The sequence below is a fragment of the Marinobacter sp. bablab_jr008 genome (assembly GCF_016464145.1).
GTDB lineage: Bacteria > Pseudomonadota > Gammaproteobacteria > Pseudomonadales > Oleiphilaceae > Marinobacter > Marinobacter nauticus.
Genome location: NZ_JACDWW010000052.1, coordinates 116553 through 131509, shown reverse-complemented (window position 1 = coordinate 131509; position 14957 = coordinate 116553). Strand labels below are relative to the sequence as shown.

14 protein-coding genes are annotated in these 14957 nt (G+C 57.3%); 2 read left to right on the top strand and 12 right to left on the bottom strand.

The window, feature by feature from the left end; translation table 11 throughout:
• Positions 1-10 precede the first annotated feature (10 nt).
• Positions 11-2206, bottom strand: coding sequence for a TRAP transporter permease (locus tag JIF53_RS06960; protein WP_023011494.1), 2196 nt, complete (start codon positions 2204-2206; stop codon positions 11-13).
• A gap of 84 nt (positions 2207-2290) precedes the next feature.
• Positions 2291-3268 carry a TAXI family TRAP transporter solute-binding subunit gene (locus tag JIF53_RS06955; protein WP_022991005.1) on the bottom strand — a complete coding sequence of 326 codons (978 nt, stop codon included), beginning with the start codon at positions 3266-3268 and terminating at the stop codon, positions 2291-2293.
• Positions 3269-3490: 222 nt separating this feature from the next.
• Here JIF53_RS06955 and JIF53_RS06950 point away from each other — a divergent pair, with 222 nt between their 5' ends.
• Positions 3491-4531: a threonine aldolase family protein gene (locus JIF53_RS06950; RefSeq protein ID WP_199452142.1), complete on the top strand. Its 1041-nt coding sequence runs from the start codon at positions 3491-3493 to the stop codon at positions 4529-4531.
• A 143-nt stretch (positions 4532-4674) separates the two neighbouring features.
• Here JIF53_RS06950 and JIF53_RS06945 read toward each other — a convergent pair whose 3' ends face one another.
• The 9 genes from JIF53_RS06945 to JIF53_RS06905 form a co-directional block, all read right to left on the bottom strand.
• Positions 4675-5265, bottom strand: coding sequence for a DUF2931 family protein (locus JIF53_RS06945; RefSeq protein ID WP_199452141.1), 591 nt, complete (start codon positions 5263-5265; stop codon positions 4675-4677).
• A gap of 45 nt (positions 5266-5310) precedes the next feature.
• Positions 5311-5844, bottom strand: a complete 534-nt coding sequence (locus JIF53_RS06940) for a DUF2931 family protein (protein WP_323127156.1) — start codon at positions 5842-5844, stop codon at positions 5311-5313.
• 85 nt (positions 5845-5929) lie between these two features.
• Entirely contained in the window at positions 5930-7681 is a 1752-nt protein-coding gene (locus JIF53_RS06935; RefSeq protein ID WP_199452139.1) for a type VI secretion system PAAR protein, read from the bottom strand.
• Between the two features lie 222 nt (positions 7682-7903).
• A complete protein-coding gene (locus JIF53_RS06930) occupies positions 7904-8329 on the bottom strand; it encodes a secondary thiamine-phosphate synthase enzyme YjbQ (RefSeq protein ID WP_014420709.1) in 426 nt (141 codons plus the stop codon).
• 18 nt (positions 8330-8347) lie between these two features.
• The gene (locus tag JIF53_RS06925) at positions 8348-9415 is read right to left on the bottom strand and encodes a succinylglutamate desuccinylase/aspartoacylase family protein (protein WP_121208399.1); all 1068 of its coding nucleotides are present in this window, start codon (positions 9413-9415) and stop codon (positions 8348-8350) included.
• A 6-nt stretch (positions 9416-9421) separates the two neighbouring features.
• Positions 9422-10327, bottom strand: coding sequence for a 30S ribosomal protein S6--L-glutamate ligase (gene rimK / locus JIF53_RS06920; RefSeq protein WP_011785816.1), 906 nt, complete (start codon positions 10325-10327; stop codon positions 9422-9424).
• Between the two features lie 2 nt (positions 10328-10329).
• The gene (locus JIF53_RS06915) at positions 10330-10821 is read right to left on the bottom strand and encodes an ATP-dependent zinc protease (RefSeq protein WP_199452138.1); all 492 of its coding nucleotides are present in this window, start codon (positions 10819-10821) and stop codon (positions 10330-10332) included.
• Positions 10802-11689: a mechanosensitive ion channel family protein gene (locus JIF53_RS06910; RefSeq protein WP_199452137.1), complete on the bottom strand. Its 888-nt coding sequence runs from the start codon at positions 11687-11689 to the stop codon at positions 10802-10804. The genes JIF53_RS06915 and JIF53_RS06910 overlap by 20 nt, the downstream gene beginning before the upstream one ends.
• Positions 11690-11709: 20 nt before the next feature.
• Positions 11710-12522: a hypothetical protein gene (locus tag JIF53_RS06905; protein ID WP_014420707.1), complete on the bottom strand. Its 813-nt coding sequence runs from the start codon at positions 12520-12522 to the stop codon at positions 11710-11712.
• Between the two features lie 151 nt (positions 12523-12673).
• Here JIF53_RS06905 and phrB point away from each other — a divergent pair, with 151 nt between their 5' ends.
• Positions 12674-14065 carry a deoxyribodipyrimidine photo-lyase gene (gene phrB / locus JIF53_RS06900; protein ID WP_199452136.1) on the top strand — a complete coding sequence of 464 codons (1392 nt, stop codon included), beginning with the start codon at positions 12674-12676 and terminating at the stop codon, positions 14063-14065.
• Positions 14066-14208: 143 nt separating this feature from the next.
• Here the strand turns inward: phrB and JIF53_RS06895 are convergent, their stop codons facing one another.
• Complete coding sequence (locus JIF53_RS06895) at positions 14209-14955, bottom strand: HesA/MoeB/ThiF family protein (protein WP_199452135.1); 747 nt, start codon at positions 14953-14955, stop codon at positions 14209-14211.
• Positions 14956-14957 lie beyond the last annotated feature (2 nt).

Sequence of the window (14957 nt, the reverse complement as noted above, 5' to 3'; positions counted from 1 at the left end):
ACTGGCCAGATCAGGCTGCGGCGAGAGCCGGCGCACGCTTGCGCTGGATGAGCATGGCGATTACCGCCAGCGCGATACCGGCCAGATCCGTCCACAAACCACCCTCGATGGTCAGCAGGGCTGCGGCCACCAGTAACAACCGTACCAGAACCGGGGCGGACGACCGTGCGAACCAGCCCAGCACACCGGCAGACAGCAGGTACACGCCAAAGGTAGCGGTAATCAGCGCCCGTCCGATTTCGAACCACCCTCCTTCCATCAACAGCGCACTGTTGTAGAAGAACATGAAGGGCACGATGAACGCCGCAATGCCGATACGGAACGACGCCACCGATGTCGACATGGCGTTGGCACCGGAAATACCCGCCGCCGCATAGGACGCCAGTGCCACAGGCGGCGTGATGGCCGAGACCACCGCAAAGTAGAATACAAAGAAGTGCGCCGTCAGCGGCTCAATCCCCAACTGCACCAGGCCCGGAGCCACGACCGAAGCTGCAACGGCATAAGCTGCGGTGGTCGGCATGCCCATGCCCAGCAGAATGGAAATAAACATGGCAAACACCAGAGCCAGCAGATGACTGTGGGCCGCCACATCCAGCAACAGCACTGAGAACCGAGCGCCAACGCCGGTGAGTGAGATCACACCCACAATGACACCGGCGGCCGCACAGACCACGATGATCTGAATCGACATATAGGCCGCTATCTCAAACGCATGCAGAATCTGCCGCAGGCCCATCTTGTTGGGGGAAATCCAGCTGACCACCGCCGCGGAAATCGTGGCCAGAGTACCGGCACGAATCACCGAGTAGCCCTGGAACAACGCCACGATCAGAATGATGATGGGCACAAACAGGTATACCTGGCGCAGCATCAGGCGCAAATTGGGCAGCTCGTCTTCGCGCATGCCGCGCATCCCCAGCTTCTTGGCCTCGAAATCGACCATGAAGTAGACCGAGGCAAAGTACAGAATCGCCGGAATAATCGCCGCAATGGCAATTTCGGTATAGGGAATACCGGTAATCTCCGCCATGATGAAGGCGCCCGCACCCATGATCGGCGGCATGATCTGCCCGCCCGTAGACGCTGCTGCTTCAACCGCGCCGGCGGATTCCTTGCTGTAGCCAACCCGCTTCATCAAGGGGATGGTCAGGGAACCGGTGGATACCACGTTCCCGGCACTGGTGCCGTTAATCATACCCATCAGGCCAGAGGCGAAAATGGAGACTTTGGCGGGACCACCCCGGGACCGGCCAGCCGCCGCAAAAGCGAAATTCACAAAGTAGTCACCTACCTTCGACGCCTGCAAAAACGCGGCAAAGATAATGAACAGGATAATGTAGGTCGAAGACACCGCCGTGGTCGGCCCGAGAATACCCGCATCGGTATAGACCTGGCTGAAGAAGCGCTGCACCGACAGCCCGGGATACCCCAGAAAGCCCGGAAGGTAGGGGCCGGCGAAGACGTAGGCCAGAAAGACCAGTGCAATCACCACCAGAGCCATACCGGCTACCCGGCGGGTAAGCTCCATAATCAGCGCGGTACCGGCCACAGCGGCAAAAGAAATACCCACGGGGGCGAACGCGGTGCCGGTGGTCATCCGCATGGAGGTGTTGAACACCACCAGCAGGTAGGCAGCAGCCGCCACAGAGCAGATGATGAGAACCAGATCCGGCACGCTGAACCGGGCACGATCGCGCTGGTGGAACCAGCTCATGACAATACCCACACCGGAAGCCGCCAGCAGCGGCCAGCCAAAATGCCAGGTTTCCAGCTCGGCGGGAATCCGCAGGGTACCACCCAGAATCATCTGGTGAAAGGCGTAAGTCTGGTACAGCGCATAGAGCGCTGGAATCAGTGCGACTGCTGCAAACCAGGTGGTCCAGCGATGCCGCGCAGCACCTTCTTCACTGGAAACGAAGCGGGCACCGGCAAACAGGATAAAGCCCAACACCAGGGCACCGGCCACGTGCACAATACGGAACGACCAGGTTTCCATGGGCGACACGTTCAGGGTGTAGAGGTGAAACGCCGAATAGGCAATGGCCAGCAACACCACGAACTTCAGCAAAATACCGGTGTACAGGCGACGGTTCGCCTCTACCGGTTCTTCATCCACATTGTGGGCCAATACATGGTCTTCATTGACCGTCAGGTTTTCTGCCAGCTGCGTTTCGCCGCCGGCATGGGATTGTTCTTTGGTCATGATAAGTCCTGCCTGTCTGAGAGGCGGTGAATCGGTATCGACCGGATGCCGAAGGGTCGTCAGGCGACCCTTCGGCCTGGTTCATTACTGCTTGATGGCCGCGTCTTCGATGGGATAGCCGTTCTCGTTGAACCAGCGTGCTGCACCCGGATGCCAGGGCAGTACCTTGTTCTTGGTGTAGTTCTCGGGAACGGAGTGGCGCGCTGCCTTGTGGATCGACACCATCTTGTCGTTGTTCTCCATGGTCAGCTTGGTGATTTCATACACAAAGCTTTCCGGCATATCGCAGTTCACCATGGCGAAGTTCCACATGGAGACCACTCGGGATGGAGCGTCCAGGGACTGGTAGGTGCTGGCCGGAATGACGAACTCCGACACCGGGAAGTTATCGACGATCTTCTTGGCTTCATCATCGTTCATGCCGATCACGTTAACGTCGGTCTGGACTTCCAGCTGGCTGACCGCCGGAATGGGAATACCGGCCGCAAAGGCCACCACATCAATCAGACCATCCTGAAGCTGGCCACCGAGGTCTGACCAGCTGCCGTTACGACGCTCGAACTTGACGCCCAGCGTTTCCATCATGCGCGGGAAGTAGGTATCCGAGGTGGAGCCGGCCGGCCCGAAACCAATGGTGGCACCGTCCGGAATCTCGGAGATGCTGGTAATACCGGAGCTGGAAAGCGTGGCAATGGAGAACGGGGTTTCATACATCGGGAACATGGCACACACGTTGTCCATCTTCATGCCCGGGGCCAGCGGGCTCTCGCCTTCCATGGACTCACGGGCCGGGCCCATGGTGGTCAGGCCAAACTTCAGGTCTCCGGTGTGAACCAGCGCCATGTTCTGAACCGGGCCGCCGGTGATTTCAGCACCACCAGACACCCCCAGATTCTCCGCCACAAAGTTCGCCCAGCCGGAGCCATAGGCAAAGTAGGTGCCGCCCTGGCTTGCCGTGCCAACGGTAAAGCTCTCGGGCCAGCCGGCACGATCCTGGGCAATCACAGGGCCAGCAACAACGGAGGAGGCGATCGCAGCCGCCAGAATGGTTTGAAGTTTCATAAGAAATGCTCCCGATTCATCTTGTTGGTTGGGTGCTGATGAGGCCTGCCCGGCCTCGCTGGGGGAGCTATCAGCAAGGGCCAGGCCAGTTAGTAAAAATACTTACAAAACAATAAATTGATTTCTTATTAGACAAATAGACGAAGAACATTGGGTGGCTAACCACCCACAGCAAAGCTAATAATGGGTGGATATTCACCCATGATATTTTCGGGAGAACCAATGTCAGACTCGGAGCAATTCGCCAGCGATAATTACAGCGGTATCTGCCCCCAGGCCTGGAACGCCATGGAACAGGCCAACCAGAAGGACGAACCTGCCTACGGCGAAGACACCTGGACAGCCAAAGCGGCAGACCAACTACGCGAAGTATTTGATACCGACTGCGACGTTTACTTCGTGTTCAATGGCACAGCCGCAAACTCCCTCGCTCTGGCGTCCATCGGGCAGTCCTTCCACAGCGTCATCTGCCACGAACTGGCCCACATCGAGACCGATGAATGCGGCGGCCCGGAATACGCCTCCAACGGGGCAAAGCTATTACTGGGTACCGGTACCAACGGCAAGCTGACCCCGGAAAGCGTGGAACACCTTGTCACTAAACGCAGCGATATTCACTATCCCAAACCCAAGGCCCTGAGCATCACCCAGGCAACAGAAGTGGGTACCCTTTACTCCCCAGAGGAACTCCGTGCGCTGCGCGCAGTGGCCGACCGCCATAGCCTGAACATTCATATGGATGGCGCACGCTTTGCCAACGCGGTAGCGGCGCTGGACGTGCACCCTTCTGAAATCACCTGGAAAGCGGGTGTCGACGTGCTCTGTTTCTCCGGCACCAAGAATGGACTGGCCCTGGGTGAAACGGTGATTTTCTTCAACCGTAAACTGGCCGAAGACTTTGAATGGCGCTGTAAACAGGCGGGGCAACTCGCCTCGAAGATGCGCTATATCTCAGCCCCCTGGTGCGGTCTGCTCACTAACGATACCTGGCTGAAAAATGCCAGACACGCCAATGCCTGTGCCGAACGGCTGGAGCACGGATTGCGCGGTATTGACGGCGTATCCCTGCGTTACCCCAGGCAGGCCAATGGTGTGTTTGTGGATTTACCGGAAATTACCCAGGCTGCGCTGAGAGAGAAAGGGTGGAAGTTCTACAACTTTATTGGCGGCTGTTCCCGGCTGATGTGCTCCTGGTCGACCTCGGAAGAGCAGGTAGATCGGTTTTTGCGGGATGTTCAGGAGTTTGCGGGGGTACCTGGGTAGAAACGACAAATCGCATACTACGTGGATTGTTTGGCAAAGGGCAGCCTGTTCTCCATCCAAACTTACTCATTGGGACCGATGGGTGGCCCCTGCATTGGTTTTGTCGCGCACTAGCTAACCCTATGGTGCTGCCAATGGAATGGCTACCACGGCGACGGCATACTTCCCTCATCAATCAACTCCTGAGTTTGCAATCGGTAACCGCTTGGGTCCCCTTCGACCTCTTCGGCTTGGACGTTTTCGATCAGCGGCGTGTAGAAATCGTGGCTGCGATCGTAATTGCAGGTGGAGCAAAAAGCCTTCCACCAGGCAAGCGCTTCTCCCTTACCTGAAAACCCAACAATCAGAGTATGGCTATAGTCATCAAGCGGATAGTCCCGATACCATTTGCGCAGTTTGTCATCAAGATCCTCTGGCAGCGAAAGGATAACTTCATAGAATGTCTGGGTCCGGTAGGAGAACCAGCGGGCATGCACGCTGCTGGGTGCAGGCTTGGGACCCAATATGGCCACACCGCCTATTGGAGGGCGTTGATCAAAGCCATGTTCAATTCCCCCAGCCGGCACCCTCCAAGATTGATCAACGATTACTTCATCAACCCAAACAGGCCACCCTTCAGGCCCTCCCGCCACAGACACGGCGAAGTCGTACTCGCGAGGTTCCGAGGAGCAGGCTGTGACTAAAAGCGACAGCAGGATAATCACCCTGATTCTGAGAACCGTGTTATTGCGCACTCACCTCTCCCAAATCACAACTCGGTTAACCTGAGAAGTTGCTTCTCAATTTCCTGCGTCGCCATCAGCCTGACGGCTGAGCCAGGCTGGTGGTGGAGGAATAATTCCTTCCTCTACATAATCGCGAGTTCTGACGTTGTATCGGCCAGGATCACCCTCAACAATTTCAGCGACAACATCTTCAGCCAGTGGCATGTGGAAATCGTGGCTGCGATCATAATTGCAGGTGTTACAGAACGCCTCCCACCAGGCGAGTGCTTCTCCCTTACCCGAAAACCCAACAATCAGAGTATGGTTGTAGTCATCAAGCGGGTAGTCCCGGTACCATTTACGCAATTTGTCATCAAGATCCTCGGGTAGCGAGAGGGTGACCTCATAGAACGTTTGGGTTCGGAAAGAAAACCAGCGGGCGTGCACGGTGCTGGGGGCAGGTTTAGGACTTATACCCACGACGCCCCCTCCCGGGGGAATGTGGTCATAACCACCACGCAGTGACCCACCACGAGCGTTCCACGTTCCATCGAATGTGATGTCTTCAACCCAAACCGGCCATCCCTGCGGCCCTCCCGCAACAGACACGGCAAAGTCGTACTCGCGGGGCTCCGAGGAACAAGCTACAGCGAGGAACGAAAACAAGATGATAAAGGTTGCCCTCAGGGCCCTTTTATTGTGCACTTGCCACTCCTACCGAAGATGGGGTTATGGCTTTGCTCGGCTTATTGTAGAAAACCGTGCGTTTGCCCGAGGACTCTGGGTCTAACCCAAATTTGTAGATACTATGGGAAGTATGAATAAACCCATGCAGGTAATCCCTGGACGTTTCCAGCGAGCCTCCTGCCGACTGCCAAGACGCGATTGCTGACTGAAGGGCGGAAGGTAATGCATGATCGATATCAGTCAGATCCAGTCCACCCAATGGAACCTCCGCTTGCACAGCTAATCCATGCATCCGGTGTAGGTTGTATATCGCCAGCTCCTTACGTGTACGCCTACGCTCCTGCACGTGGATATCTCCATTTGGCTGTGGCACCGCTACCACAGTCCGGCCTGGGCGCGCGTACTTCGCCTCAAGTTGCGGAATGGCTGTGCGTTGGGTATGGCCGCCGTCCGCAAGACCCGAGTGGATGCCCAGAACGATCTTCTCAATATTCTCGAAGCCCTTGTCCGGGTTTTCATAACCGCCGCCCACATCGGAATGGGCGCCCGGTACGGCTATTTCCGTAAAGTGTGATGGCCCATTACCGTTGTCATTCATAATACTGCTCAATGGGAAATTCTTGCGGATCTCATGATGGGCCGTAAGGTGCACAACCCTCTCAGCACTGCTAGGCGAAAGGTTCAGATTAAAGTCCAGGTTGGCGTTGTCTCCGGGTAGGTAAAAACTACCCACAGTGTCAAACAGGCCAACAAAATTTACCCGCACCTTCACACCAGACGGAAAAGCAGGTACGGGTGTGACGCCAACCATTGGGGAGAACAAAGAGGCACCCTTAAACTGGGGCAGCAGGACCGTTTCCGGTTGTCCATTGATCAGATTGACAAAATGCCGGGCCAGGGCCGCGCCACGGCTGAAGCCGAATACATCGAAGACTACTTCTTCATAGTCCCCAGCAAAGATATCTCTTCGCATCCGTCTAATCGCAAACTCTATCCTGTCATGTCCACCTTCGGGCCCAATGCCCAAACCCAAGCCCATGAGGTCCTCCGAGGCCTCAAAGCCATTCGGAGTGTGCTGGCCGTCAATGGTGCCTGGTCCATTCACGTAGATTCTTCGATAGTTGCTGCCAAGGCCATCGTCACGATACAGGTCATACAACTTCGCCACATTCGTCACATCGCGGTTCGCCAGGATCTGGTCATTGCCCCGATGGTTGCCAGTGCCATCAAAAAATACCCCCAGGTGAAGGGTTTTGCCAGACTCGTCAATAGACTTGGTGACCTGAGAAGGGGTTGCGGCTGAGCCAGCCCCTCCACCATCGTGGCTGGACGTGCTATTGCGCAGCTGCGGGCCGGAAGAGGCCTGCATGCCGTTTGTGTGTGTTTCTGCTGTACTGGAGTCTGAGCTCAAAGGCGCAGAGTGAGAATTTGCCCCCGAAACACCAGAGAATGGCAATGGCGCATGGGTATCGCCAACCACCACGCTACTACTGCCAATGGTGACTCCACCACAGGAAATCGCACCACCGGTTGTGGCAACGGGTAACCCGTTAATGAAAACCGTGCTTGAACCGGAAGCGATAGTACGCGGATGAGGGGAATGCTTGGGTTTGGAGTGCGGGGCGAGTTGGTCACCTACCCGCGCGACGGGCTTGCCGTCGATGAATACATCCGGGGAACCATTGATTACCGGGGTGGGCGGAAAACCCTCATGGTCGGTACCTAGATCCCCCAACAGCACAACTTTCTTGCCGCTCATGGCTTTGCTCCTTGCTTCTTCCTTGATGCCCGAAAATCCTCGGGGTTCCTTGACGGGCAATCCTGCCCTCATGCCAACTTCTTCCAGGCCTCAAAGGTCCCTTATTCGGCGAAGAAAAAGTGTATCCGTACCACCTTACCTTAGAGGGTTATTCCTCTACATGATCGATATCAGAGAAATACATATTGGCCCCTTGGCGTTGAGACCATGATTCAAACATACTCACCAACGCCCCTGCAAAGTCGCCACAATTTTACGACCACCGGCATGATTCCGGTGTTCGCAAAGGTAGATGCCCTGCCAGGTACCGAGAGCCAGATGGCCGTGGCTGATGGGGATGGTCAGCGACGGCCCGATGATCACGCTTTTGATGTGGGAGGTGGTGTCATCCGGGCCTTCCAGGGTGTGCTCGTAATAGTCGGCGTGTTCCGGCACCATCACATTGAAGTGACGCTCCAGATCGCCACGTACGTCCGGGTCGGCGTTCTCATTGATGGCAAGAGAAGCGGAGGTATGCTGAATGAACAGATTCAGCAACCCCACTTCGCAGTTGGTCAGTTCCGGCGCCTGGGCCAGGATTTCGTTGGTCACCAGGTTAAATCCCCTGGGCAGCGGGGCCAGCTCAATAGTGTTCTGGTGCCAGATCATACGTGCTCCAACAGTCGGTTATTTCTGAAGTTCATCCCAGGGGTGTACCGGCACCACGGCTTCTTCCGACATCTCGCTCTCGAAGGAACTGCGGAAGTAGTCCATGGCCTTCTCGGCCTCACCCAACTCATCAAACCGCGCCACGTGGTAGATGGCCTCACCTTCGTTCACCAAGGGCAGGTTGTTCACACAGATGACGATCCCGGAACAGGGTGAAGTAATAGCCACTTCAGTCTCGCCAAAGGGATCGGCTACCATGGCCAGCCGCTGCCCTTTGCGGACCTTCTGGCCCAGCCTGGCCACCGGCCGCATGATACCGTCGATGTCTGCCCGCACCCACTGCGAATTGGCCGCCGTTTCCGAACGCTTTTTCGGCGCCTTGGGGCCTTTCTTGGCCGGCACCATTTCCAGTTCCCTCATTACCCGGATAATGCCCTTCACGCCGCTGGCAATGACGACATCGTCAAAGCGCAGGGCTTCGCCGCCTTCAAAAGTAATGACCGGAATATCCAGTGAATCGGCGTAGGCACGCAGGCTGCCTTCGCGCAGACCGGCATTGATAATGATCGGCGCTCCAAAGGCTTCAGCCATGCGGGAAGTTTCCGGGTTTTTCAGCTCGGCGCGGATCTGCGGCAGGTTGAACCGGTGAATGGCGCCGGTATGCAGATCGATAATGTGGGTGACGCTTTCCATGATCTGGGTGCGTAACAGATAGGCAATACGGCCGCCCAGAGAGCCACTCTCAGAGCCCGGGAAACACCGGTTCAGATCCCGCCGGTCGGGCAGGTAACGGGTACGCTGCACAAACCCGAAAATGTTAACAATGGGAACTGCCACCAGGGTGCCCCGAAGGTGCCGCAGCGCGGAGTTCTTCAACACCCGGCGGATGATTTCAACACCGTTGATCTCATCGCCGTGGATGGCACCACACACCATCAACACCGGGCCATCCCGGCGGCCGTGCACCACTTCCACCGGAATATGCAGCGGGGTATGGGTGTAGAGTTTTGCCACTGGGACTTCCACGGTCTCCCGGGTACCGGCTTTTACCTGTACGCCGGCAATCTCGAACGGTGCTCTGGCCATGCCTGCTTATCCCCTGCCCCGGGTTTTGGTTTTCCAGGGTTTATAGTTCTTTTCGGTCCAGTTGATGATCATGCCAGCCACGTTCTTGCCGGTGGCATTTTCAATACCCTCCAGGCCTGGCGAAGAGTTTACCTCCATCACCAGCGGGCCACGGCTGGAACGCAGCAGGTCAACACCGGCCACATTCAGGCCCATGGCCTTGGCGGCGGTGATGGCGGTGCGGCGTTCTTCCGGGGTAATCCGCACCAGCGAGGCAGTGCCACCGCGGTGCAGATTGGAGCGGAATTCGCCTTCGGCGCCCTGGCGCTTCATGGCGGCAATGACTTTGTCGCCAATCACGAAACAGCGGATGTCGGCACCGCCCGCCTCTTTGATGAACTCTTGCACCAGAATGTCGGCTTTCAGGCCCATAAAGGCCTCGATCACGCTTTCTGCCGCCTTGCGGGTTTCCGCCAGCACCACGCCGATGCCCTGGGTGCCCTGCAGCAGCTTGATCACCACCGGAGCCCCCCCCACCATTTTCAGCAATTCCGGCACGTTGTCCGGTTTATTGGCAAAACCGGTCACCGGCATGCCGACACCTTTGCGGGCCAGCAACTGTAAAGAGCGCAGCTTGTCGCGCGAACGGGTAATGGCAACCGATTCATTCACCGGGAACACGCCCATCATCTCAAACTGCCGGAGCACCGCAGTGCCGTAAAACGTGACCGAGGCACCAATACGGGGAATCACAACATCAAAATCTTCCAGCACCTCTTCGTGGTAGTGGATTTTCGGGTCGGCAGAGGTGATGTTCATGGAGCAGTGCAGGCAGTCGATGACCTTCACTTCGTGGCCACGGTTAATGCCTTCCTCCACCAGACGCCGGGTCGAATACAGGTGACGGTTTCGGGACAGTACCGCAATTTTCATAGTCAGGTCCTTGGTGCCGGCTCACCGGCAAGATAAGAAGCTTCGGGGTAGACTACCGAGCGGCCCGCCATGGCGGTTCGCCCGAGCAGCATCCGGAACCGCATGGAGTCCCGGTTGGTCAGTGTCATTTCAATGGGCCAGCTCTGATCGCCCAGTGCCAGCGTGGTTTCAATCACCAGCCGTTGTTCCTTGTGGCCACCGGAATCCGAGACCGTACGTTCATCCAGCACCCGGGCATCGCATTCCACCACATGGTGCAGGTCGTTCTGGACCGGGTGTACCCAAAATTTCACGCGGCGCTCGCCATTTTCGGTGTAGGGCTCGGTGCGGAAGGTGTGCAGACAGGATGTCCTGGCGCCGGTATCCACCTTGGCCTTGATACGCTGGATATCAAGATCCGGCAGCGCCACCCATTCCCGCCACCCCAGGCTGACCTTGTTCTCTGCCGCTTTCGGGGGAGTGGTTTTGATGGCTTCAGGTTTTATTGTCGACATCCGGTGATTCCTTTTCTTGCTGTTGTTCCGACCCAACCAGCTGTATGCGGAAAGGTTCGGAATGACTGCCGGCGTAGACACTGGTGTGGGGGAACGGTATTTCAATACCCGCCCCGTCCAGTGCTTTCTTGATGGCGACCATCATGCCGCCTTTACCTTCCAGAAATTCCTCCCGGGCCACCCAGAAGGAAAACTGGAGATCCACAGACGAAGGCCCGAAACCGGTCACCAGCACAAACGGCCGGGGCTCTTCCAGGCAATGCGGATTGGTCTCCGCCAGCCCGAGCAACAGATCCCGCACCCGCTCCACATCTTCAGCGTAGGCGATACCGATCACCAAATCGATCCGCCGGATCGGAAACCGGGACCGGTTCACCACCCGGGTTTTGATCAGGGTTTCATTGGGGATACGCACATACAGGTTGTCCGGTGTTCTCAGCTTTACACTGAGCAGATCAATCGCCACCACCTCACCAATGGTGGCATCCGCTTCGATGACATCGCCTATCTCAAACGGACGCTCCATCACCAGAAACAGGCCACTGATGATGTTGGAAGCCGATGTCTGCGAAGCAAAGCCAATGGCTACCGTGAGAATACCGGCCGCCCCCAGCACCACTTCCAGTGAAAACCCGGCTTCCCGCAGCGCTGCGATAGCAAACAGCACGAAAATCACATAGAACACCAGGCGCCGGATGAGCACCTGGTGGTGCCGTGAAGTGCGGCTTTCGACCAGCCGCCCGACGCTCCGGGCCAGCATGGTACCCAGGAAGATACCCAGCACCAGCAAAAATCCCGCCGCCAGCCACTGCCCCCAGGCAATGCCACTGATCAATTGAATAAACGTAGCCTCAATAGCCTCAATCAACAGAGTTGCTCCTGGTTCTGTCAGCCAAACATTCGGTCAAACGCCCGCACCAGGCGGCGCCCTTTGGCCAGCTTTTCCCGGGGCGGCGCCACCAGTTGGCATTGACCGGCACAGGCGGGTACCGACTGTTCAATATTCAGGCTGGCAGAGTTCATATCGGTTTCACACTCTACCGTGACACCCGGCGTCCACAGCTGTCCACGCTCGTTACGATAAAGGGCCAGCAATGGCGTGGGCAGGCTGAACCTTTCCAGCAGCAGTGCCTGCTCACGGCGATTGATGATGGTCACCGGAGTAACGGCCCGCCAGGGACGTTTCGGCACCGCCTCAAGTGCCAGACGACCAAACGTGGAGGAAGCGTAGCAAAGCTCGCCCTCCATGGTGTTACGGCCAAGCCAGGTCATGGAGGGCACGGCCAGCGGGATCTCGGTCAGCTCTGTTTGCCCATCGCCTACACACACTTTCATCCACAAGGATGTTCCCACGTAAAGCAAACAGCGCCCACCGGCAGGAATGGTTAAAGGCTGGAATGGCCGTATAACCGTGGGACGACAGCCCATAGCGGGGTTGAAGCGGACGATACCTTGATCATCCATACGCACAAAACGCTGCACCGGAATATCAGCGGATGGCACGGTATGGCCCAGGGTTTCCTGCCAATGCAGGGGATCGGAATGAATATCCAGCTTCTCCTCACGCACCTGCCACTCAAGATCCAGCAGGGTAATCCAGACCCGGGTATGTCCAAGCTGATGTTGCTGTGTCTGGCCGGATGCCAGTTGATAGGGGTGCGCCCAGACACCTTCGCGCTGGCTTTCGGTTTGCTCGGTCATGCCTGCGAAACGGCTCCTTGTTGTCAGCGTGATTCGGTGGCGGCTGGTTTTAACTATAATCCAATCCGGTAGTTGCAGCGAATATACAAGCCTATGATTTTTTGGGTTGTATTTACCCTTATATGCACCCGTCAACGACCTGGATGACCCGATGACACAACTGGTGTGGTTCCGTAACGACCTTCGGCTTGCCGACAACCCTGCCCTGACGGCCGCGTGCCAATCAGGAGAACCGGTGCGCGCGTGTTTTGTAGTCACCCCTCAGCAATGGCAGGAACACGACTGGTCTGCCGCCCGGGTACGCTTTGTTCTTGAACACGCCAACGCCCTGGCCCGGGAACTGGCTGAGCTTGGCGTTCCACTGACATTCCTGAACGCCGAGCGTTTTTCGGATGGCAGCGATGCACTGCTGCAGTTCTGCAAGGACAGTGACATTGCCGACGTCCATTTCAACGAGGAGTACGGCATTAACGAACGCCGCAGGGATAAAGCACTGCGCGATCGCCTGGTGGATTTCGGCATCCGGGTGAGCAAGTACCGGGACCAGACCGTCGCCCCGGTCGGCCAGATTCTGACCCAGCAGAACGAACCCTACTCGGTGTTTACGCCTTTCTCCCGTCGTTGGCGCAGTTGGATAGAGGAAACACGGCCCACTCTGCACCCCAGGCCCGCCGCGATCGGCAACGCGGTCAAACCCGAACAGACCGACACCCTGCCTGCGCCGTTCAGAGAGGCACCGGAGCCGCTGGTACCGACGGGAGAGGATGCCGCTCACGAGCAGCTGGAGGCGTTTCTGACGGAGCGCGCCAAGGACTACAAAGATAACCGGGACTTCCCGGCGCTGGATGGCACCAGCCAGCTCTCCCCCTACCTGGCCAATGGCGTGCTCTCCGGGCGCCAGTGCCTGATTGCGGCAAAGCAATCAGGCCTTTCCGGGGAAGGCGTGGAAACCTGGATCAATGAAATCGCCTGGCGGGATTTCTACATCCATATCCTTTATCACTACCCGCGGGTGAGTATGGGGCGTGCGTTCAAGGAGGAAACCGAGGCTCTGGAGTGGAATACGCCGGGCGAGCATTTCGAAGCCTGGAAGGAAGGCCGCACGGGTATCCCTATTGTGGATGCAGCCATGCGCCAGTTGAAAGCCACCGGCTGGATGCACAATCGCCTGCGGATGATCACTGCCATGTTCCTGACCAAGAACCTGTTCATCGACTGGCGGCTGGGCGAAGCCTGGTTTATGCAGAATCTGGTGGATGGCTTTCTGGCGTCTAACAACGGTGGCTGGCAGTGGAGTGCCTCAACGGGTACCGATGCTGCGCCCTACTTTCGTGTGTTCAATCCGGTGACCCAGAGTGAGCGCTTTGATCCGAAGGGGGAGTTTATTCGGAACTGGGTGCCGGAGCTGGCAAAGCTCGACAACAAGCGGATTCACGACCCATCCAGGGGTGGTGTTATCCCAAAAGGCTATCCCAGACCCATTGTGGACCTGAAAGAGTCCCGCAAAGAAGCCATCGCCAGGTTTCAGGCGCTGAAGGATTGAGACTTTGGAGTCTCGTTGCCGGTCAGGGTTGGGGGAGGTCTTTCCAAAACACGCCGTAAATACATCCATGTAGGCTCCGTTCCGCCATCCATGGCTCCACAGGGTTTTGGAAAGACCTCCCCCAACCCTGACCTATCCTGGAGTTAACTTGCGCAGACTGGGCACTCGGGATCTCTTGCCAGCTTCATCTCTCGCCATTCCATCTGCCAGGCATCCAGAATGAGCAAACGGCCCACCAAAGGTTTGCCCACCTCCGAGATAACTTTAATGGCTTCCATGGCTTGCGCAGAACCAATCATGCCGACGAGCGGAGCGATGACACCGGCTTCCGAGCAGGTCAGGTCTTCGTTGCCCTGTTCAGGATACAGGCAGTGGTAACAAGGACTTTCAGGGTGACGGGGATCGTAAACGGAAAGCTGGCCTTCACCTCTTATTGCAGCACCCGAAACCAGGGGCACTTTCGAAGAAACCGAAGCCCGGTTCAGGGCGAACCGGGTGTTGAAGTTGTCCGTGCAGTCCAGCACCAGTGTGGATTCGCTCACCAGATGGCGCAAATCATCACCATCCACCCGGAGATTCACCGCATTAACGGTAATTTCCGGATTGATCGCCCTCACCCGCTCTGCCAGACGCCCGGCTTTTGAATCGCCCAGCCAGCTTTGCTCAAAGGCGATCTGGCGCTGCAGGTTTGCCAGTTCGATCTGGTCATCGTCGACCAGAGTCAAGTGGCCAACACCTGCTGCGCCAAGGTAGAGGGCTACAGGACAACCCAGGCCGCCGGCGCCGATGACCAGCACGTGGGCGGCTTTGAGTTTTTCCTGGCCGGCGATGTCGAACCGGGGCATCAGGATTTGCCGGCTGTAGCGGAGGAGTTCTTCGTCGCTGAGCATGG

Bases quoted from the DNA above. Each gene is read 5' to 3' on its own strand.
- phrB (WP_199452136.1), top strand. From the start codon at position 12,674: ATGACACAACTGGTGTGGTTCCGTAACGACCTTCGGCTTGCCGACAAC.
- JIF53_RS06955 (WP_022991005.1), bottom strand. From the start codon at position 3,268: ATGAAACTTCAAACCATTCTGGCGGCTGCGATCGCCTCCTCCGTTGTT.
- rimK (WP_011785816.1), bottom strand. From the start codon at position 10,327: ATGAAAATTGCGGTACTGTCCCGAAACCGTCACCTGTATTCGACCCGG.
- JIF53_RS06915 (WP_199452138.1), bottom strand. From the start codon at position 10,821: ATGTCGACAATAAAACCTGAAGCCATCAAAACCACTCCCCCGAAAGCG.
- JIF53_RS06895 (WP_199452135.1), bottom strand. From the start codon at position 14,955: ATGCTCAGCGACGAAGAACTCCTCCGCTACAGCCGGCAAATCCTGATG.
- JIF53_RS06935 (WP_199452139.1), bottom strand. From the start codon at position 7,681: ATGAGCGGCAAGAAAGTTGTGCTGTTGGGGGATCTAGGTACCGACCAT.
- JIF53_RS06960 (WP_023011494.1), bottom strand. From the start codon at position 2,206: ATGACCAAAGAACAATCCCATGCCGGCGGCGAAACGCAGCTGGCAGAA.
- JIF53_RS06905 (WP_014420707.1), bottom strand. From the start codon at position 12,522: ATGACCGAGCAAACCGAAAGCCAGCGCGAAGGTGTCTGGGCGCACCCC.
- JIF53_RS06930 (WP_014420709.1), bottom strand. From the start codon at position 8,329: ATGATCTGGCACCAGAACACTATTGAGCTGGCCCCGCTGCCCAGGGGA.
- JIF53_RS06925 (WP_121208399.1), bottom strand. From the start codon at position 9,415: ATGGCCAGAGCACCGTTCGAGATTGCCGGCGTACAGGTAAAAGCCGGT.
- JIF53_RS06950 (WP_199452142.1), top strand. From the start codon at position 3,491: ATGTCAGACTCGGAGCAATTCGCCAGCGATAATTACAGCGGTATCTGC.